9 protein-coding genes, 2 tRNA genes and 1 pseudogene are annotated in these 21,802 nt (G+C 37.4%); 5 read left to right on the plus strand and 7 right to left on the minus strand.

The features are described from left to right. Positions 1-5: 5 nt before the first annotated feature. The 6 genes and pseudogenes from HL290_RS09065 to HL290_RS09090 form a co-directional block, all read right to left on the minus strand. Complete coding sequence (locus HL290_RS09065) at positions 6-10,253, minus strand: putative Ig domain-containing protein (protein WP_198496253.1); 10,248 nt, start codon at positions 10,251-10,253, stop codon at positions 6-8. Continuing rightward, positions 10,243-10,857, minus strand: coding sequence for a hypothetical protein (locus tag HL290_RS09070; RefSeq protein WP_227602216.1), 615 nt, complete (start codon positions 10,855-10,857; stop codon positions 10,243-10,245). The genes HL290_RS09065 and HL290_RS09070 overlap by 11 nt, the downstream gene beginning before the upstream one ends. Next, complete coding sequence (locus HL290_RS09075; RefSeq protein ID WP_198496254.1) at positions 10,857-11,621, minus strand: hypothetical protein; 765 nt, start codon at positions 11,619-11,621, stop codon at positions 10,857-10,859. The genes HL290_RS09070 and HL290_RS09075 overlap by 1 nt, the downstream gene beginning before the upstream one ends. A 199-nt stretch (positions 11,622-11,820) precedes the next feature. Next, positions 11,821-12,132: pseudogene (locus HL290_RS09080) on the minus strand (secretion protein HlyD); the annotation flags it as partial. An 83-nt stretch (positions 12,133-12,215) separates the two neighbouring features. Beyond that, positions 12,216-12,305: transfer RNA gene (locus HL290_RS09085), tRNA-Ser, on the minus strand. A gap of 86 nt (positions 12,306-12,391) precedes the next feature. Beyond that, on the minus strand, positions 12,392-14,422 hold the full coding sequence (locus HL290_RS09090) for an NADPH-dependent 2,4-dienoyl-CoA reductase (protein WP_198496255.1): 2,031 nt from the start codon (positions 14,420-14,422) through the stop codon (positions 12,392-12,394). Between the two features lie 446 nt (positions 14,423-14,868). Here HL290_RS09090 and argG point away from each other — a divergent pair, with 446 nt between their 5' ends. Next, positions 14,869-16,227 (plus strand): argininosuccinate synthase, encoded by a 1,359-nt coding sequence (gene argG / locus HL290_RS09095; RefSeq protein WP_080547616.1) that lies wholly within the window; start codon positions 14,869-14,871, stop codon positions 16,225-16,227. Between the two features lie 62 nt (positions 16,228-16,289). On the opposite strand, the gene HL290_RS09100 is transcribed toward argG, so the two are convergent. Then, a complete protein-coding gene (locus HL290_RS09100) occupies positions 16,290-17,552 on the minus strand; it encodes a GGDEF domain-containing protein (protein WP_198496256.1) in 1,263 nt (420 codons plus the stop codon). Between the two features lie 149 nt (positions 17,553-17,701). Here HL290_RS09100 and pyrC point away from each other — a divergent pair, with 149 nt between their 5' ends. From pyrC to HL290_RS09120, 4 genes are all read left to right on the plus strand, one after another. Beyond that, positions 17,702-18,736, plus strand: coding sequence for a dihydroorotase (gene pyrC, locus HL290_RS09105; RefSeq protein WP_004641891.1), 1,035 nt, complete (start codon positions 17,702-17,704; stop codon positions 18,734-18,736). Then, entirely contained in the window at positions 18,721-19,383 is a 663-nt protein-coding gene (gene rnt / locus HL290_RS09110; RefSeq protein WP_004641888.1) for a ribonuclease T, read from the plus strand. Before pyrC ends, rnt begins: the two co-directional genes overlap by 16 nt. An 18-nt stretch (positions 19,384-19,401) precedes the next feature. Next, a tRNA-Glu gene (locus tag HL290_RS09115) sits at positions 19,402-19,477 on the plus strand. Positions 19,478-19,659: 182 nt separating this feature from the next. Then, positions 19,660-21,774, plus strand: coding sequence for a TonB-dependent siderophore receptor (locus HL290_RS09120; RefSeq protein ID WP_198496257.1), 2,115 nt, complete (start codon positions 19,660-19,662; stop codon positions 21,772-21,774). Positions 21,775-21,802 lie beyond the last annotated feature (28 nt).

The raw sequence follows: 21,802 nt of genomic DNA on the forward strand, positions 1-21,802 counted from the left end.
GTTAATTAAACAATAATTTGTTGATTGTTCAATAGATCATTCAAATTGGTATTAACGCTATTTAATGTCAGCAGTAAGGTACTATTATAACTCGCTCCACTTCCATCTCTGTCTATGTAAAGCTGCGTATTAGAACCACTTACCAATGTTTTGATATATGGATCTAAGCTACTAGTATTGTAATTACCAGTGAAATTAATGAGCAAATCACCAAAGTCAATTTTATCCGCATTCATGTTGGTCGAAACATTGCCAACCGTGAAATCTGACCAACTATCTGTACCATTACCCCCAGTAGCTTCTGATGCAACCAATAGCTGATATATCAACGTATCCGATCCAGTTCCACCTGTAAATTGATCATTACCGCCTTGACCATCTAAGATATCATTACCAGCCCCACCATTCAGAATATTTACCTCACTATTGCCAATAAGTGTATTATTGAGTGTATTTCCTATTGCATTTATTGCTGTGGTACCTGTTAGTGTAAGGTTCTCTAGATTATTACCTAGTGTGTATGTCACCGAGCTACGAACAGTATCAATACCCTCATTAGTATTCTCTGTAATCGTATCAGTTGTACTATCAACGGAATAAATATCATTACCTAGACCGCCCAGTAATTTATCATTTCCGGCACCACCATCTAGATAGTCATCACCTGCTCCACCCGTTAAGGTATTAACTGCACTGTTCCCTATAAGCGTATTATTAAGTGCATTTCCTGTAGCATTTATTGCTGTTGTCCCTGTTAGTGTAAGGTTCTCTAAATTATTACCTAGAGTGTATGTCACCGAGCTACGAACCGTATCAATACCTTCATTAGTATTCTCTGTAATCGTATCAGTTGTATTATCAACAACATAAACATCATTACCTAGACCGCCCAGCAATTTATCATTTCCAGCACCGCCATCTAGATAGTCATCACCTGCCCCACCTGTTAAGGTATTGATTGCACTATTTCCCAACAAAGTGTTGTTGAGTGCATTACCAGTGCCGTTAATGGCCGTTGTACCTGTTAAGGTGAGATTTTCGACATTATTGCCTAAGCTATAGGTGATGCTGCTTTGGACAGTGTCTATTCCTTCATTAGCATTTTCATTGACAATATCCGTAGAGTTATCAATGACAAAGATATCATCTCCTTTCCCACCATACATGGTATCGTTACCCGTACCACCATTGAGGGTGTCATTTCCAGATTGGCCATACAGTATGTCATTACCCGCTAGTCCAGTAATCGTATCATTCCCTGATGCACCATAGAGTGTATCTATACTACTTGTTCCATTTACAGTTAAATTCTGAACCACAAATGTGAGTTTAAATACATCTGACACCGTCTGATTTGCAGTATCTTTAGCTGTAATTTTAATATTTAAGGCCCCAGCATAATCTGGAGAGGTTCCACTTAAGACCTTTGTACTCGCATTGAATGTTAACCATGGTGGTAGCGGGCTTCCATCTTCTAAGGTTGCAGTATAGGTTAGAGTATCGCCATCAGGATCTTTAAATGTAGTCGAAGGAACGGTATAACTGAATGCTTTCGCATCTGTAACACTTTGATCAGCAATTGGATTCAATACAGTTGGTGCTTGATTCGGTGGATTCACTTTTAACGTAAAGGAAGTCCCTGTTCCATAGCCATACATGTCTGTGCCCCAATAGAAGAAGGACAAATTACCTGTCACAGTCGATGGTGGGGTTCCTGATAAGGTTTGCGTGGCAGCATCGAAGCTTAACCATGATGGTATTGGCTCATATTGTCCATTGCTATCTTTTGTTGTGAGTGTGATCTTATAACTTAAGTAGTCCCAAGCATCCTGATCAATAATCACATTACTTGCAAATTTATAGCTAAAAACCGTTCCTTGATTACTGGTAATCACAGGGATTGCAGCATTAACAGTTGGAGCATGGTTATTCGCAGCACGATTGACCAAAGTATCTATATCGCTACTGGTCCAGACAGTCCCTGAATCAAATTCAATTTGATCCATTTTATAGGTATTACTCACTGTATCCGCAACATAATAGTTAGATAACCAAATATGATCACTCGTTCCTTTAAAACTAAGATAAACACTATTGCCATACTTTTGAGCAAAGACATCGCTACTATTATAGCCCTGAATTTGTAATGTATTGGTTGCGCTTAGATCATCATAGAAACTGTAGGTATCTATTCCACCACCTTTGGTATAGATATAGGTGTCATCTCCACCTAAACCATCAATATAATTGTCTTGTGCATTACTGGTAATAATATTATCTAATCCGTTACCAAACGCAGTTTTAACACTACCCTTTAAAACAAGGTTTTCAATATTATCTTCTAATAATCGGTAGTTATTTGTGAGTACTGGATTACCATTTTCATCCTGACCAATGAATCGTGCATCTTGCCAAAGTTCAATGGTATCTGTACCAGCATCAAAATCTTCCGCGACCTGATCACCATCAATGATACGGGTATTTCCATCTTCGTCAGTAATAATGGTATCAGTCACATCAACGACATAATAATCATCACCTGCACCACCAGCCATATAGTCACTACCTGTACGACCATCTAGGTAGTTATTTCCGATGTTTCCTATCAAACTATTATTAGCTGTGTTACCCAATAAATAACTATCACTAAAGCCAAATAATTCAATCGCTTCAAATTGGCTATTTGCTAAATCAATATTTCCTACATCATATTGGTAGACAATTGTGTCATAACCACCAGTTTCACTCTCTAACTGGAGTGTATCTAGTTCATCTACAATATAAGTATCATTACCTGAGCCACCTTGTAATATATCAGCACCTTCACCTCCATTCATGTAAGCGCTATCATTGTTAGCAATTAAGGTATCATCACCTTTACCACCATAAAACTGTCCACTTCCCATTAGGACATCATGACCGTCGCCACCATAAGAAGCACCAGCCAATATGGTTATTGAATCATTACCATCACCACCATATGCATCTCCTGCTTGGATTATGATTAAATCATCCCCATTTTCACCATAAGCGATTCCATTATTTATTGCTATTGCATCATTCCCTTCACCACCATATACATCGCCTGATTTTAGTGTGATTGAATCATTACCATTTCCACCATAGACAGTACTTGTTACCTCCATAATTTCAATAGTATCATTTCCATCTTTCGCATAAATATAGTGGTTATTATAATATCCAGATATATTACTGCTATGTATCAAATCTGATATAGAGTCATTTGAATCTGTATAATTATATTCAGTATAAGTCCCATTGATTAAATCTTTTAATTTTGTATTTGTTGCTGAGGTTTCAAAAGAAAATTCTCCTGTAATCATATTATAATAACGAACCCCAGGAATATAAATATCCAAGTTTCCAATCTTTTCAAAATCACTTTTGTTATATAATCCAATTATTGAAAAATAATTTTGACCGTCTTTGGTGAAGTTTAATATTCCTGAATTAATATCATAATTTGCTTGTAATAGCGTTCGTGACATACTACCTGAATTATTAGAAAAGTATCCCCAAAGTACACTAGAATTTAAAGAGATTAATCCTAAGCCATCTGCATCGGTAATTTTATAATTTCCATGAACATTAGAGTCTTCGCTAATATTATAGATATCATATCCATTGCCACCATCTAGATAACTTCTGTCTCCTCCACTCAACCTATCATCACCATCACCACCAAATAATGATCCGTCACTCATGTAGTTTACGATAACATCATTATCATTACCTCCATATAATGATCCCTCACCGTAATTATAAATATTATCATTACCACCATCACCAAATATTATATTTTTACCAGAGCCCCCTGAAATATTATCATCACCATCACCGCCATATGTAACACTACCTTTATTTCCTGTAATGATATTATCATTACCACCCTTGGCATATATGGTATTTAATATATCTTTTGAATGTATTTCATCATTATTTTCTGTCCCAAAAATTTCTATCTTTGAAATATTATCTATAATTTTTTTATAATTCCAGATAGTTCCATCAGAAAACTCAAGCTCAGCTATAGAATAATTTTCTGAGAAACCATATCTAGTAGACATAGTATCCTTAAAATTTGTAATGATAATTTTATCATTTATTCCATATGTAATTTCTAAATCATTACCCACTAAAATTAATAAAACTTCTTCTTTCAAAACATCCTGAAATTTAATTCTATTATATTTACCATCTTGTCTAGCAAAGTCTTCAAATACACCATCTGATAATTTTATTCCCCAATTTAATTCTGTTCCTTTTGCATTAATCTCATCAGAATTATCTAAATAATTATAAAAATCATATATTTTATCTACACCATCTCCTCTATTAAAGATATAGGTATCGTTACCCCGACCACCAAAGAGACTATCATTTCCTTTTCCACCAATAATAATATCATTCCCTTTTTCAGAATACATTAATGAAACAATTCCATTTTCATTAAGAATAGTATAATTTCCTTTTAAATCACTATCTGTGTTATCAACTATATCTGCATAGATCAGATCATCTTTATTTCCACCGATAATTTTATCATCGCCTTGAAGTGCAATAAATTTATTATTGAGATAAACTTCCCCTGCTAATACATCATTACCAGTAGTTCCAAAAATTTCTGATTTTAACTTTTCTCCAATTTGATCTTTTGACCAAACTTCATTGTTGGAAAATACCAGTTCAAATTGTTCTGAGTAATTAAAATAGTCCTTGATAAGAATATTAGAGTTTTCACCATAGGTAATTGTTAAATCGCCATCTGAAATAACATGCAGAGAGATCTGATTTGACAAACTATGGTTTAAATAAATTTTATTTAAACCATCTGAATCGACAATAACATCATCACCATCATTATCTTTAAAAATATACTGGTCATTGCCTAATCCACCATAGAGCACATCATTACCCAAGCCCCCAATTAGTATATCATCTCCCGTCTCCCCATTAATTTCATCATTACCAAAGCTACCTTGAAGAGTATCATTACCATCACCAGCAGATATTGTATTATTCCCGGAGTTTCCTATGATTTTATTGTCTAGGTCATTCCCAACAATGTGAAAATCTCCAGTACCTAAAATTACAACATTATTCTGATTTGACTCTAAAAAATAATCATGATTAACAGAAATATATCCACCAAAGTTTGCTATAAAATCATTTTTTAAATATGTAATTCCATTAATAATAATGCTTTCAAATTGATTGATATCCAATTGAATAGAACTATCAGAATTTAATAATAAAATAGTGTCTTCGGCTAATACCAGATTTAAGTTATCCAATCCATTGTTTAATATTATAATTTTATTATTATGATCTACATCAATGATCTGGTCATGCCCAAAGTTTCCATTAAAGATATAGGTATCCTTCCCGGCTCCGCCTTGCAGGAGGTTATTTGCAGCATTTGAAATCAGAGTATCATCACCTATTCCTCCGATTGCATTTTCAATCACCGTACCATAACCAATGAAGGTCTGACCTGCATCTAAAATACTCTGTGATTTTTGTCCAATGTAACTCCATCCGCCCGCATTCAGGTCAATATAAACATTCTCTGTCAGAGTAGATGCATTAAAAGTATCTATCCCATTCCCATCCCAAATATACTTATCGGCAAAGGTATAGGTATCATTCCCCACATGAACATTTTGATTAACACCATGCAAATATTGTAGGCTTGCCAAATCATAAAGTTTGAGATTCGTATCATTAACACCATTGCTGGTATAGGACATGAGGGTATTATTTTGATTATTCTCTAATTCTGGTAAAACTGGTGCTTCAAATGGATGTTTTAACCCTAGAGCATGGCTTATTTCATGGAGTAAGACTTCAAATCCGTTTGAACCTTCACCTAAATCACTTGATACTTCAAAAATCAACGAATTGAGATGTATTTCTCCTGTCTGGGCACTTGCATAACCAGCAGCCGCACTCGCATCTGCACTAGACAAATCATCTAAATAGAATTTTAAATCTCCACTGCCCATCTCTGATTGCACAAACTGAATATTTAAAATTTCAGCAAACTTATTTAAAGCTTTTCCAACTGCTATGACTTGTTCTGGCGTATAGTACTGATGATTTGATAAGTTGTTTGCTGGAAATGCATACGTTATTGTCGTTTTACCTTGTAGGGTAATATCTCCACGAGTCACAAGTGCATCAATAAAATAGGCAACACCATCCAGTGGATCAGGAGGTAATTCATTCTCTCTAGGAGGCGGGGCCATTTCCATAATTTTTGCCGTATCCCACACGACACCATCTTCAAATCGAACCTCTGATATTTCAATTTGATCGAATATTCCTTTGCTATCTAAGTAGCTATGATTATTTGTATTTCTAACTTTGTAATAATCTTTCACTATCACTTGATCATCTTGATTATATTGATCATATTTAATGATCAGGTCATATCCATCGCGGATAACACCTCGAATCTGATCTGAATTAAAAGTGAAATAAATAAAATTTTGATAATTAAGCGAAGCTATGTCTGAGACTTCTTCAACAATCGTATCGGTCCCATCTCCTATTGAAAAGACATATAAGTCGGAACCTTGCCCGCCTTGTAAATTATCATTACCAGTACCACCAAAAATAATGTCATCTCCACTGTCACCATGGATTTTGTCATTAGCGTCTTCACCATATAGGATATCGTTACCTTCCCCACCAAACAGAAATATATCATTACCATCTCCGCCGTAAATGATATCATTTCCATCTTCGCCTTTGATCAGATCATCATTGGCTCCACCATACAGTATGTCATTATCCTTGCCGCCATAAAGCTGATCATTGCCTGCCCCTCCGAATAGAAAATCATCTCCTTTACCGCCAAACACATCATCTTTTTCTTTACCATCGATATCAATTAGCTGGTCTTCATTATCCCCATATAGGTAATCATTACCCTCACCACCGTCGATGTAATCCTTATCCATTCCCCCAAAAATAATGTCATCCCCACCATTACTCCAGATCTGATCTTCACCTTTTCCACCAAAAATGAGGTCATTGCCATATCGAGTACTATCCGCAGAAGTTGGAGGTGCTGTGGTACCGAACAAATTAGGGAGATCGCCTGTAATATTATCATTCCCTTCACCACCGTAAATGACGTCGGCTTCGTACCCACCAATTAATTTATCATCATCATCTCCCCCGCTAATATAATCTCGACCTGCTCCTCCATAGACCACATCCTTTCCAGTCCCGCCATATAAGTAGTCATCTCCTCCTCGTCCATACAGATGATCACTGTTTTCATCGCCATATAAATTATCGACAGAGCCAGAACCTAATATAAAATCATCACCAAGACCACCATATACCGTATCTGCTCCCAACGCTCCTCCATCATCAGTTTCTAACAACGAATAAATACTGGTCAAATTTAATGTATTACTCGCAATGTCTGAGAATATGTTTATTCCTGGTAATAAAAATGGAGTTATCACTCCATTTTCAGTAAAAAAATACGTATACGATTGAGTCTCTTCACTCCATTGTTTAGTAAAATTAAAATTGATATCCCAATGCGAAGATGCGTCATTCGTGATAAGGTTTGTTAAATCAGCTAAAGTTGCATTCGGATTGACTTGATTATTATATTTTTCCAATAGATATGTAGCAAAAGAAGACGCTACTATTGTGTCTTTACCTGAACTAATCAGTAAGTCTTCACCATCGCCACCATAGATCGTATCTTTCCCCACGCCACCTAAAATAATATCCTGATTATCACCACCTTTTAAGGTGTCATCACCGTCTAGTCCGTTAATAAAGTTATTACCATTGGCACCATCAATAATATCATTTCCAGTCGTTCCACTTAGATAATCATTACCACTAGCACCATTAATACTAGTTTGATTGTATGCAATATTATTTCCATTATTTAATGTAGATAAATTATCAAAAGAAGGTAAATTTTTAGGGGTAATTTCGCTGAAGACTAGACCAAAATCACCATTTTTCCCCCAACCTTCTATATAAATTGTATTTTTTTCATCACCAATTTTATGAATACTTATTATTTCTTTATCTGTACCTTCACCTAATTTTCTTATAATATAAAGATTATTGGAACTATACCAAGCTCGTATATTTTCATCGTAAGTACCAACAGCTAATGTAGCTAGGTTAATCTGAATTCTTCCATCTTGATCAATAATATACTGTGTACCAAGCCCTAATCCTTCATTTTCAGTGATGATATAATTATCAACACTTTCCTTTCCTTCTAATATATTGGTTCCTACCCCACCTTCAATAAAATCTGAGTTAACACTTCCATAAATTAAATCATTTCCTTTACCACCTGACAAATTATTTCTAATTGTACTTTCCGTTGTGTCTTCTCCAGAATAACCGTAAATAATATCATTACCATCACCACCTGTAATAATATCTTGGCCATTTGCAGAATATATAATGTCATTACCCTCAGCTCCTTTTATATTTGAAGGTCCAATACTTCCTTCTAATATATCGTTTCCTGCACCACCACTAAGCTCGTCAACTCGCTCTAAATTACTTACTTTATTAGGGTCCGCAAAAATAATATCATTACCCTCGCCACCTTCTGCAATTAACCAGTTAGGTCCTCCAACTAAAATATCGTTTCCTGTACCACCATCTAATAAATCAGCACCTGAACCGCCATTCAGATAATCATTACCTGAACCGCCATAAAGTTCATCTTTATCTGCTCCTCCTAATAAAAGATCATTTCCATCATCGCCATAAAGATAGTTTTCCCCATCCATTCCGACTAGTTTGTCATTATCATTTCCGCCATGAAGTTCATCACTTCCATGGCCGCCTTCAAGATAGTCATCCCCTTCACCACCATAAATTTCATCATCACCACCACCACCATAAATATGATCATTCCCATCCCCACCTTGGATATCAATATTATTATCTTCAGAGCCAAAAATGTAATCATGCTTACTAGGTTTCGATACACCTAAAATAGATGGATTTTTTAATTCTATTCCTGTCGCAATATCTATAAAGTTAAACTCTGGATGATCATATAATCCTGCATTTTTATTATATTCATAAAAATACTGTAAAGCTTTGGCTCTATCCTCTATCCATTGATGCGTAATATCTCCATCTCCAATTATAGGATCATATAAATCAAATTTTTCCTTAACAGCTGGACTAGTTTCTATTGATACCATTGAAAGTGCATTAAGTGCAGCACGGATATTTGCATCATTTTCTGCAAGATCAATTAAATTATCTAAGGTTAATTGATTTAATGTTTGAGTTTCTAAACTTAAAACTGAACTTTTGAAAAACTCTTTCGCATTTGCAAAGAAATTATCATCATTGGTTGTTCCGATTATTGAATTACCTAGCACTACTCCCATTAACATATCAAGAAATTTATTTACGCCTACACTATTAATTAAATTAAAAGCAGCTAATAAACCTTGACTATCACTTCCTGTTGCTAAAGTAGAAAGATAATCGATAAACGTTTTTTCCCCTGTCATATAGCCATGAAATGTATTGCCTAAAATATCTATATCTGTCTTTTGTTGTTTTAAATCTTCAAAAATAAATTCTGATATTGCTGCTTTAAAACCGGCTTCATAACTCACATACGCATACAAAACATCTCGCCAATCACTGAGGGAATCTACTGCTAAAGCGTTATCCCCTTTACTCATTAAGCGATAACTCTGATCACTTGTTAATTGAGTAAAGAGTAAAGTTCCAGACCATGCTGAGTTTGCTTCTTCTGATGCAGCAGTATCATTCGAGTCACGATTAAATAGAATCTTTCCAACTGCTGTTGCATCATCGTTAGCAATTTTTTTAATATCAGGGATTATGGCGTAATCTGCTACACCATTATCTCCTTCACCAAAAAGGTTTTTTAATAAATTTTTAGCTACTTCATTTGATGCTTCTTGCATTTTTGATTCAGAAACTGTTTCGCCATAACGCAACATCGCTTGTGTACTACTATATACCCTTATCAGTTCAGACATCGAACCACGTCCAGCATTGGCTTCCGTTGCACCACGTAACCATAATACTGTTGGATTAGTTGCTTCATAACCATAATCTGTTTGCAATAAAATAGCTAAAGTTTGATAAATTTGCCAATAACCGATTTGTCCATTTGCTGCCTGTATCCGCATAGCAGAAATTTGATCCATGTGTACTTGGTTAATTTTAGTTAACATAATGTATTTCCTTTACTTCCCCATTTAAAATTTTTAATGCAGTTAGACAAACATCTAAATATTGCTCATCTTTAATATTTCTATGGTAAGAGTCATAAATTCTTATGAGCACACCATTCCATTTAAATTTTCCTACATAAGGTTTTGGTTGACAGGATGTATTATTATAAATTTTTCGCCCCCAATAATCTGTCGTACGATTATAATATTGAGGTGAATACATAAATACATTAAATGCATAATCCCTATCAAAATCATTTTTCCAGTCTTTTGCCAATAATTTATTAACATCTGTAGGCCATCTGATTTTAAATCCACTATCTCCTTGATACTCTCTTGGTATTAACCAAAACCGACCACTACGCTTTATTAAAAAATATTTACGAGAGTCAAATTTTGGTAGTCGTGCGAAGTCTTCTTGTGTATAAGAGTCAAACTCTTCAGCTAGCCTAATCCTTTCCCGTTCCATATTTGAATGAATAAGAGCATCTTGATCTTTCTCTGTTAAAGGAACACATTTATATACAAGCCATGCTATAAAAATAATTAAAAGCAAAGCCCATACAAAACCTTTTGATGGTCTATATTTTTTTATTTTCATCATTATTTATCCATTTTTAATAATTTTTTTGGTCTTACTTTTTCTATCTCACAAAATAGAGAAAAAGTCTGATTCACATAATTCACTACACCTGAAATCTGTTCCATATATTGTATCAATTCAGGTGTCTTCTCAGCCTGAATCAGCTTCATTGTGCGTGAGGGATCATAACCATCAAATTGACAGTAAAATAAAGGTTCACCTCGTTTTAAAATTAAATCTTTAGAAGTGTCATACCATTCAAATGCCCACATTAGTGGTCGAGGCCAAATGTGAATCGGAAAACGACCTCCAAAGATAGTGCCAGGTAAAGGGTGTTTACGATAATATCCAAAGGCCTCTAATTGAGTGATATACACCACTTCATCTGCAATAAAACAATACGGCAGTTTCAGTTGTAAAATGGGGACTTGAGGTGTACGCCATTCATTTTCATTCACCAGTGTAATCAGTTCTCGCAATTTATTGGTCCGCACAGGTGACTGCTCCCCCAATACATTCACGATACTCGGTTTGCCCTGTGCATCTCGTGAAAAGCGTAAATGAAAGTCAAATGGACAATTCACCACAAAGTAGCGACTCTCTAATTGCAATACTGCTGGACAGCGACTGGCGGATTTTGCATGTTTGGTTTGTGATTGCGAACGCATTCGATAAGGTGGCTCATATAGAATGGAGGCTTTCTCTTCTGTTAAAAACCAACCCACCTGAATTGGACCCGTCGCTGTGCTAGGGTCACGATCTTCTACCGTAAACTGAATGTGCATTGTTGTTATTCGAAAGTATTAAACCCCAATATTATAACCGTAATTCTGATTGCTTTTTTGCCCTAAATTATATATTCATGCTTAAAATTACAGCTATCATGTAATACTATGCCCATGATTTAATTATCTTTATTCCAACCTTAGTCATGTTAAATATTCATAAAATGAAAAATTTGTGGATCAGATCTCAAAATCAATTCTAATGTTCTCGTAATGCTTCTTTAGCTTTATTAAATGGCTTTAATAAATAGTCGAGAATAGTTTTTTCACCGGTACGAATATCGACCGCGATTATCATGCCGGGGGTGATTGCAAATTTCTACCCAGCCTTATTCTCTAATTGATCACGGTCAGTTTGAATATATATGCCGTAATAGAACTGATCCTGCTTGACTTCATCCCGTATCGTATCCGGGGAAATAATGATCACCTTACCTTCAAGGCCACTATAGATCGAGTAATCATAAGCAGTAAACTTGACCAAAGCCGATTGATTTGGATAAATAAATGCACCTAGATTTTGATGTGGGGTATTTTGAGGGGTAAAAGCATAGATAAAAAAAGCCCCTGCTATTAACAGGGGCTTTTCGAATTTGGCGGAAGCGGTGAGATTCGAACTCACGGAGGACTCACACCCTCGTCGGTTTTCAAGACCGGTGCATTAAACCGCTCTGCCACGCTTCCATGTGCGTAAGAATACAAAGCTTATTCATTTTATTCAAGAAAAATATCATCGCTTTGTGTTCAAGTGCGTATTGTTTCATCAAATATTACAATCGAGCAGCTAATTCTGCTCCTTCTTTGATCGCACGCTTCGCATCTAGCTCCGCTGCGAGCTTTGCACCACCAATAATGTAGTAGTTCGCTATAGTCGACTCACCTTCTTTTGGCATCAAGTCTTTTACCGACTCTTGACCTGCACACACCACAATCGTATCGACACGTAAAAGCTGGTCTTGACCATTGTGCTCGATCCAAAGCCCTTCATCAGTGACCGCTTTATATTGCACACCACGGAGCATACGCACGCCATGCTTTTTAAGCTGTGCACGATGTACCCAACCTGAAGTTTTACCAAGACCAATACCGAGTGGTGTAGTTTTACGTTGCAGTAAGTAAATCTGGCGAACAGGAAGTTCAACTACTGGTGGTTGCATACCACCTTCAGAAATATAGTTAGGATCTGGGTCTACACCCCATTCACGTTGCCATTCGGCTAAAGGTTGAGGCTGTGGTTGATGTGGAGGTTTAAGTAAGAATTCCGATACATCAAAACCAATACCCCCCGCACCAATCACTGCAACTTTTTGCCCAACTTCTGCCCCTTTTAAAACCTGAGCATAAGAAAGGACTTGTGGTTCATTGCTACCTTCAATTTTTAATGCACGAGGGATTACACCAGTTGCAACAATGACTTCATCAAAACCTTCACGTTCAAGTTGCTCACGGTTCACGCGAGTATTTAAACGTACCTCCACCCCAGTTTTTTCGAGTTGGACTTTAAAGTAGCGAATCGTTTCGTGAAACTCTTCTTTACCCGGCACCACCTTGGCAAAGTTAAACTGACCACCTACATCTGAAGTCGCTTCAAACAAAGTGACCGCATGACCACGGCTTGCTGCAACGGTTGCTGCGGACATACCCGCAACCCCCCCACCGACAACAGCAATGCGTTTAGGCTGCTTGGTTTTTAAATAAACCAGTTCTGTTTCATGGCCTGCACGTGGGTTCACTAAACATGACACACGCTTATTTTTAAAAGCATGGTCTAAACACGCTTGGTTACAGGCAATACAGGTATTAATTTCATCAACACGATTAGTCGCAGTTTTATTTACCCAAAAAGCATCGGCCAATAATGGACGTGCCATTTGAACCATATCTGCTTTGCCAGTTGCCAAAATTTCTTCGGCAGTTTCAGGCATGTTAATACGGTTTGAAGCAATAATTGGAATGGAAATATGTTGTTTTACATGAGCCGTGTAATCGACAAAAGCCGCACGAGGTACAGACGTTACAATGGTTGGTACACGTGCTTCATGCCAGCCGATGCCCGTATTTAATAAAGTTACACCTGCCTTTTCTAGAGCTTTGGCAACAATCACGACTTCTTGCATGGTGTTACCGTCATGAACTAAATCGAGTAAAGACAAGCGGAAACAAATAATAAATTTCTCGCCAACTTTGGCACGAATCGCTTTAACAATCTCGACCGGAAAACGCATACGGTTTTCAATGTCACCGCCCCAGCGATCAGTACGCTGGTTCACGTGACTACTTAAAAACTGGTTAATTAAATAACCTTCCGAGCCCATAATTTCAACACCGTCATAGCCTGCTTTTTTGGCAATGTCAGCGCACTGTGCATAATCGTCAATTGTGCTGAGAATATTTTTTTCAGAAAGCTGGCGTGGTTTAAACGGCGAAATTGGAGATTTAATAGCTGTTGAAGACACAACAAACGGTTGGTAACCATATCTGCCCGCATGCAAGATTTGCATTAAGATTTTAGAGCCATGTTTATGAACAGCATGAGTTACCAGACGGTGCTGAGGAACATCAAATAGACTGTTCATGGTTCCGCCAGCAGGTGCTAACCACCCTTGACGGTTCGGTGAAATACCACCTGTCACAATCAGGCCAACCCCACCTTTGGCACGCTCTTCAAAATAAGCAGCCAGTTTAGGGTAATTATAGAAACGGTCTTCTAAGCCCGTATGCATGGATCCCATCACCACACGGTTTTTAATAGTGGTAAAGCCTAAATGTAATGGTTTTAATAGATTGGCGTAACTTGTCATGCTGCGTCCCAATAGTTTTTTGCAACTTGTTGCATAGTACTTTAATACTTTTTTTCCGCTTTTGGATGACCCAGTAAAGAAATTTATTGGAGCTTATGGTCAATCCATAAAAACCAATCGTATTACTTTTATTTAATAACACTAATGAAATCTGGTTCTTTCTCCAATTTATATAATAAAAACTGCATAATCACGCCAAGAATGATGACACATCATATTCATCCTATTTTCTTTTTAAGTCATTAAAAGTCTTTTCTTATTTGGACAACAATACTTCGTTCATCTCTTATCATTCTATAAATACGCTTAGTTTTTTTATCAAATTAAAACTTCAAATCAGAACAAGTGAATTAATGCTTTTTTTGCCAAAAAAAGCACCATGAATAGTGCTACAATAGCCGCCATTCAGAATTCTCGAGACCACCTATACGGGGTCTTTTTTATAAATGTTAGGATTAGCAATGACTGATAATGCAACTATCTTGCAGCATGTACCAGTAGGCAAAAAAGTTGGGATTGCCTTCTCCGGAGGCTTAGACACTTCAGCTGCCCTATTGTGGATGAAACAAAAAGGCGCAGAGCCTTATGCATACACTGCAAACTTAGGCCAGCCTGATGAAGATGACTACGATGCAATTCCAAAGAAAGCAGAACAATACGGCGCTGTAAAAGCTCGCTTAATTGACTGCCGCTTACAACTTGCGCTCGAAGGTATTGCTGCAATTCAGTGTGGTGCATTCCATATCAGTACAGGCGGCGTTCCTTATTTCAATACGACTCCATTGGGTCGTGCAGTAACAGGTACAATGTTAGTTACTGCAATGAAAGAAGATGACGTTAACATCTGGGGTGATGGTTCAACTTATAAAGGTAACGATATTGAACGTTTCTATCGTTATGGTTTGTTGACCAACCCGAATCTTAAAATTTACAAGCCTTGGTTAGATCAAAACTTCATCGATGAACTCGGTGGCCGTGCTGAAATGTCACAGTTCCTGATCGACAACGGTTTTGACTATAAAATGTCAAAAGAAAAAGCGTATTCAACTGACTCAAATATGTTGGGTGCAACTCACGAAGCAAAAGATCTTGAATACTTAAATGCTGGTATCAAAATCGTTGACCCAATTATGGGCGTTGCTTTCTGGAAAGATGAAGTTGAAATCAAACCAGAAGAAGTGACTGTACGCTTTGAAGAAGGTGTGCCTGTTGCATTGAACGGTCAAACTTTTGACAATCCGGTTGAGCTTATTCTTGAAGCAAACCGTATTGGTGGTCGTCATGGTCTAGGTATGTCTGACCAAATCGAAAACCGTATTATCGAAGCGAAATCTCGTGGTATCTATGAAGCACCGGGTATGGCCCTTCTTCATATTGCTTATGAGCGTTTGGTTACTGGTATTCATAACGAAGATACCATCGAACAATACCGCATTAACGGTTTACGTTTAGGTCGTTTACTGTACCAAGGTCGTTGGTTCGACTCTCAAGCGCTTATGTTGCGTGAAACTGCACAGCGTTGGGTTGCTAAAGCTGTTACCGGTGAAGTTACGCTTGAACTTCGTCGTGGTAATGACTACACCATCATGAACACTGAATCTCCGAACTTAACGTACGAAGCTGAACGCTTAACAATGGAAAAAGGCGATTCAATGTTCTCACCTATGGACCGTATTGGTCAGTTGACTATGCGTAACCTCGACATTACCGATACACGTGCAAAACTTGGGATCTATACAGATGCTGGTTTACTTTCAATCGGTCAAGGTTCTGCTATTCCTCAATTAGACAGTAAGAAAAAATAATTTTCTTATAGCGTCAAAAAAGGCCACCTATTAAGGTGGCCTTTTTATTTTTTAAAATTCATTCAGGCAATTTCGGCGACTTGTAAAGGCTGATAATAAATCTGGTTACGTCCAAGCTGCTTAGCCCGATATAAAGCTTGATCGGCAGCATGAATTAAATTTTCTTGAGTTACTCTTAAGCCTTCCGTATAAACAGTAAAACCTAAACTAATGGTCACATGCTGAGAAACTAATGATGCCGCATGTGGAATCGCTTGACATTCTATAGCTTTATAAATATTGGCAGCCACCGCATAGGCCCCTTGAGCCGGTGTTTTTGGCAAAAGAACCACAAACTCCTCTCCACCATAACGGGCAACAAAATCAACATGACGAATTGAATTTTTAATTGCAGAGGCAATAGACGAGATGACCTTGTCTCCCATCTGGTGTCCATAACAATCGTTATAGTTTTTAAAAAAATCGATATCGATAAATAAAACAGCCAATGGACGTTGTTCTTGCTTTGCCCGATAGTAAAAAAAGTCGAACATCTCGTCGAAAGTACGTCGATTAGAAATTTTAGTGAGCGCATCTTGCTGACTTAAATGAAGCAACTCAGATGCCTCAATACGTAAAATCTGTTCGTTAAGCTCAGCAAGCTGATTATTCAAAAAAAGGCTTCTTTCTCTAGACGTAAGCATCGTACTAATTGAAAAACCCAAAATACAGCTACCAAATAGTGCTCTTCCCAAAGCAATATAGTCACAATCCGCTTGAAATAAAATTAATAGAGAAAAAACACAAATGGCTGCGATCAAACCGACATAAAGCATATGCAAAGGCTTTATACCGCTCAAGATAAAGCCGAGCATATATAAAAAAGAAAGTAGCAACATCGACTGATTTTTAAGAGCGATATTTCCTACACTAAGAAGCAACATTGCATTGACAATAATGGTAAAAAATACAATCCCGCACGCAGCAATATAAAAATATTCAGAGAGTTTTTTAAACTTTGCAAATACCCAAAATAACAGTAGTGCACCTGCAATATTAATTGCACTTAATATGCAGTAAATAAAATCCCAAGTTATGTAAGGTACACCTATCACTAAATAGTCTGTAGGTAGCACCAGCAAAATAAAAATGAGATAGGTTAGAACACCACTTGCTAAAAATTTTGAGATATTTTGTTTTGTTCGCTCAAGATTTAAGCACCAGAATTTTTTTTCTAATTGATGGGGCAACGGTGTATTGGCATAACGATGGGTATGTAAAGTTACCAGATATTCTATTTCTTCTTTTGCTTTGAGTAATTCATGTACATTTCCCCTATTTACCACTACCCGTTTCCTGCCTCTTACACATTAACAAAATATAACATTATTTTTTAACGCCTCTTGCGCTTTATTTTGCCATTTGTCCGTAATTCTCGTTACCATTTTCACACTTTATCGATTATCATTTGTTTTATTTCGAAGTTTGAACTGCCTTGAACTCTATTACCCTGCTCCAGCCAGATGATTGGCATGCACATTTACGTGATGGTTTAGCATTAAAACGTACCGTACCTGATTTGGCTAAACAGTTTGCTCGTGCGATCTGTATGCCAAACCTTGTTCCGCCAGTAAAAACTGTGGAAGAAGCATTAGCTTATCGTGAACGTATTCTTGCTCATGTTCCAGAGGGTCTCAATTTTGACCCACGTATGGTGCTTTATTTTACTGACTTCACCTCACCAGACGAAGTTCGTAAAATTAAAGAATCTGGACATGTAAATGCAATTAAACTTTACCCAGCTGGCGCGACCACCAACTCTGATAATGGTGTAAGTGACATTCGTAAGGTTTATGCAGTTATTGAGCAATTAGAAGAGCATCAAGTTCCTTTATTACTTCATGGTGAAGTAACTCATAACCACGTCGATATTTTTGACCGTGAAAAACGTTTCCTTGATGAAGTACTCAACCCGCTTTTAAAACAGTTTCCAAAACTTAAAGTGGTGCTTGAGCACATCACCACAAGCGATGCGGCTCATTTTGTTTTAGAACATGACCGTAATGTTGCTGCAACAATCACGCCTCAGCATTTATTATTTAACCGTAACGACATGCTGGTCGGTGGTATTAAACCGCATTTCTATTGTTTACCAATTTTAAAGCGCCAAACACACCAAACAACTTTGCTTGAAGTTGCAACGAGTGGTAATCCTAAATTTTTCTTAGGTACAGACAGTGCGCCGCACTCGCAAGATGCAAAAGAAAATGCGTGTGGCTGTGCGGGCTGTTATAGTGCACCAAATGCAATTGAGCTTTATGCCCAAGCATTTGACCAAGTGGGTAAATTAGAACGCCTAGAAGGCTTTGCAAGCCATTTTGGCGCAGACTTCTACGGTCTACCACGTAATACTTCTACTATTACCTTGGTAAAAGAAGATAATCTTGTACCAGAATCTTTTGATTATTTAGATGATCAAAAAATTATCCCGCTGCATGCCGGGAAAACGCTGCAATGGAGAAAAGTGTGACACAAGAAACCTCTGTCCCGGTCATTGGCCAACGTTTTCGTGGCTTCTTACCTGTTGTTGTTGACGTTGAAACGGCAGGTTTTAATGCCCAGACAGATGCATTGCTAGAAATTGCGTGCATTCCAATTGTGTATGATGCTCAGGGGCAATTTGTCCCTGGTCCAGCATTTCATGCGCATATTAACCCGTTCGAAGGGGCTAACCTCGACCGCCGTTCGCTAGACTTTATTGGTATTGATCCATTCAATCCAATGCGTATGGCAATGGCTGAAGATGAACGAACTGCATTACGCCGTATTTTTAAATCAGTCAATGACGTTCGTAAACAACAACATTGTACCCATGCAGTGTTGGTTGGTCATAACGCCCATTTTGATCTTGGTTTTGTTCAAGCAGCGATTGCACGTACAAGCACAAAAAACCAGAATCCATTTCATAGTTTTTCAGTGATGGATACGGTTACTTTAAGTGCTGTTATGTTTGGACAAACTGTCCTTGCCAAAGCCTGTATTCAAGCTGGAATTGAGTTCGATGGTAAAGAAGCACACTCTGCTTTATACGATACTCAGAAAACTGCTGAACTGTTTTGCTATATTTTGAACAAACTGTCTCCTTACCTACTTGACAGTTTGGTGGCGGCTTCTTAAGATACCGCCATCCTCAACGTCCCTATCGTCTAGAGGCCTAGGACATCGCCCTTTCACGGCGGTAACCGGGGTTCGAATCCCCGTAGGGACGCCATTATTCTATTCTTATAAAATTTCTTTTTATTTTCTTAACATTCTATTTGTTTTTCACCTTCCTTATTTCCAAATAAAATACATTTGTATTTAAATATCACTGATCCAGTATTTTCTTTACATAGTTTTACAATATAATAATTCTTATTTTCATACTGATATTTATTATCAAACAGGTTTTAAATGGATCTTAAGCTTCGCCTCCTCTCCCTGAGCATTGCTCAATTCTGCTGTTTATCAACTGCTTTTGCAGAAACAGATAGTTCTTCAACGACTCTTGCTACCATTAAAATTAAAGCCCAACAGGCATCTGACCAAACTTATAAAGTCGATAGCTCAAGTAGCGCAACACGTAGTGAAATTGCATTAAAGGACACACCGCAATCGGTCAGTGTTGTAACCCAAAAAGTAATTGAAGATATCGGTGCAACGCGTCTTATTGAAGCTCTTGATTTAGCAGGTGGTGTTGGACGAGCGAATAACTTTGGCGGTCAAGGCTTAACTGGTTTTAACCTTCGTGGCTTCACCAGTGGCGAATTTTATCGTAACGGATTCCCAATTAACCGTGGTTATCCAAATGCACCAGATAGCAACACAATTGAACGTATAGACGTTTTACGTGGCCCCTCTTCTAGCTTATATGGTCGTGGTGATCCTGGTGGTACGTTTAACTTAATTTCTAAAACACCGAAGTCTGAGCAACAAACCACTTTAGGTGCTCAGCTTAACAGTGAAGGTTTATACCGCACCACTGTAGACACCACAGGCACCATTCCAAATGCAGAAAATATCGGTTATCGCCTAAATGTGATTGCTGAAGGTGGTGATAGTTATCGAGACAATGTCGAATCTAAACGATATGGGATTGCTCCTGTCATTCAATGGCAAGCTTCTGACGCCACTAAAGTCACTTTTGAGGCCGATATTTTACGGAATCAACATCCGCTTGACCGTGGGCATACTCGTTATCCTACACAAAAGTCTTTTAACAGTTCATCAGAAACATATTTGTGGGAAACAGGTAAATATAACAACCGAATCTACAATGATAACAATATGACTCAATTACGAGTCGAACATGACCTTGGAAATGAATGGAAGCTCAATGCGGGTGTGCAATACTTAAATGGCAAATTATATGGCTATGCGGTAGAAGCAAATGGCATTCAAAATGACGGCGAAACTTTAGGCCGAAATTACAACTACCGCGAATTAAAATGGCAAGACACTGATGCACAAATTAACCTAACAGGTAATTTCCAGCTTTTAGGATTAGCACATACTTTAGTGACTGGGCTTGAATATGAAAACTATGATTACAAGTCATATATTATTCGCTCAAGTGGAGATGTCGGTAGCTACCCTATTAATATTTATAATCCTGTTTTAGGACAACCACTACCTGAACTTAATCGTGTGACTACCCATGATCGTGAAAATTTAAAAACCACGGCCGTTTTTGTACAAGATCAAATCGATTTAAATGAGCGTTTAAGCGCGCTATTAGGCTTGCGCTTTGAGCACTATGAGCATGACTATAAAAACCTATTACCAAGCACCGTAAACTGGAATACTAGTCATGATGCCTTTATTCCCCGTTTAGGGTTAGTCTTTAAAGCCCGTGATGATCTTTCAATCTATAGTAATGCAGCAAAATCTTTTAAACCAAACACTGGCGCTAGCCGCAATGGAGAAGGTTTTGACCCTGAAGAAGGCATCGCTTACGAGTTAGGTTTTAAATGGCAAGCGCTAGACAATATGTTGTCGGTTGACTCTGCTATTTTTTATGCTGAAAAAGAAAATGTATTAACTATCGATCCTATTGATTCAGCCTATAAGGTTTCTGCTGGTGAAGTTCGTAGTCGTGGGATTGAGCTAAATATTGCAGGGCAAATTACGCCTGCTTGGAAAATTATTGGTGGATACGCCTATACAGATGCTGAAGTGACTAAAGACAATACTTTGCAAAAAGGAACTTCTTTAGCCAATATTCCAAAGAACAGTTTTAATCTTTTAAATATTTATGAATTTCAGGGTGGAGCTTTACAAGGTTTAGGTCTAGGGGTTAATCAAAAATATATTGATAAGCGTGCAGGTCAAACAGCCAATAGCACCTACACCATGAAAGGTTATGCGGTTACCGACTTAGTTTCTTACTATCAAGCAACACCAAAACTTCGTCTGAACGTAGATCTGAAAAATATTTTTGATAAAGTTTATGATGAAAGTTCGTTTAGTTCATATGCTTATCCGGGCGAACCACGTACCGTTCAGTTTGGCATGAGCTATACGTTCTAACTTGAAAATATAAAAAATCCTTTCACGG

The organism is Acinetobacter sp. AC1-2 (assembly GCF_016124155.1).
Lineage (GTDB): Bacteria > Pseudomonadota > Gammaproteobacteria > Pseudomonadales > Moraxellaceae > Acinetobacter > Acinetobacter calcoaceticus.

What these genes read in the sequence shown, in the direction of transcription:
- HL290_RS09065 (WP_198496253.1), bottom strand. Translation starts at nt 10,253, where the DNA reads ATGTTAACTAAAATTAACCAAGTACACATGGATCAAATTTCTGCTATG.
- HL290_RS09070 (WP_227602216.1), bottom strand. Translation starts at nt 10,857, where the DNA reads ATGATGAAAATAAAAAAATATAGACCATCAAAAGGTTTTGTATGGGCT.
- HL290_RS09075 (WP_198496254.1), bottom strand. Translation starts at nt 11,621, where the DNA reads ATGCACATTCAGTTTACGGTAGAAGATCGTGACCCTAGCACAGCGACG.
- HL290_RS09090 (WP_198496255.1), bottom strand. Translation starts at nt 14,422, where the DNA reads ATGACAAGTTACGCCAATCTATTAAAACCATTACATTTAGGCTTTACC.
- argG (WP_080547616.1), top strand. Translation starts at nt 14,869, where the DNA reads ATGTTAGGATTAGCAATGACTGATAATGCAACTATCTTGCAGCATGTA.
- rnt (WP_004641888.1), top strand. Translation starts at nt 18,721, where the DNA reads ATGGAGAAAAGTGTGACACAAGAAACCTCTGTCCCGGTCATTGGCCAA.
- HL290_RS09120 (WP_198496257.1), top strand. Translation starts at nt 19,660, where the DNA reads ATGGATCTTAAGCTTCGCCTCCTCTCCCTGAGCATTGCTCAATTCTGC.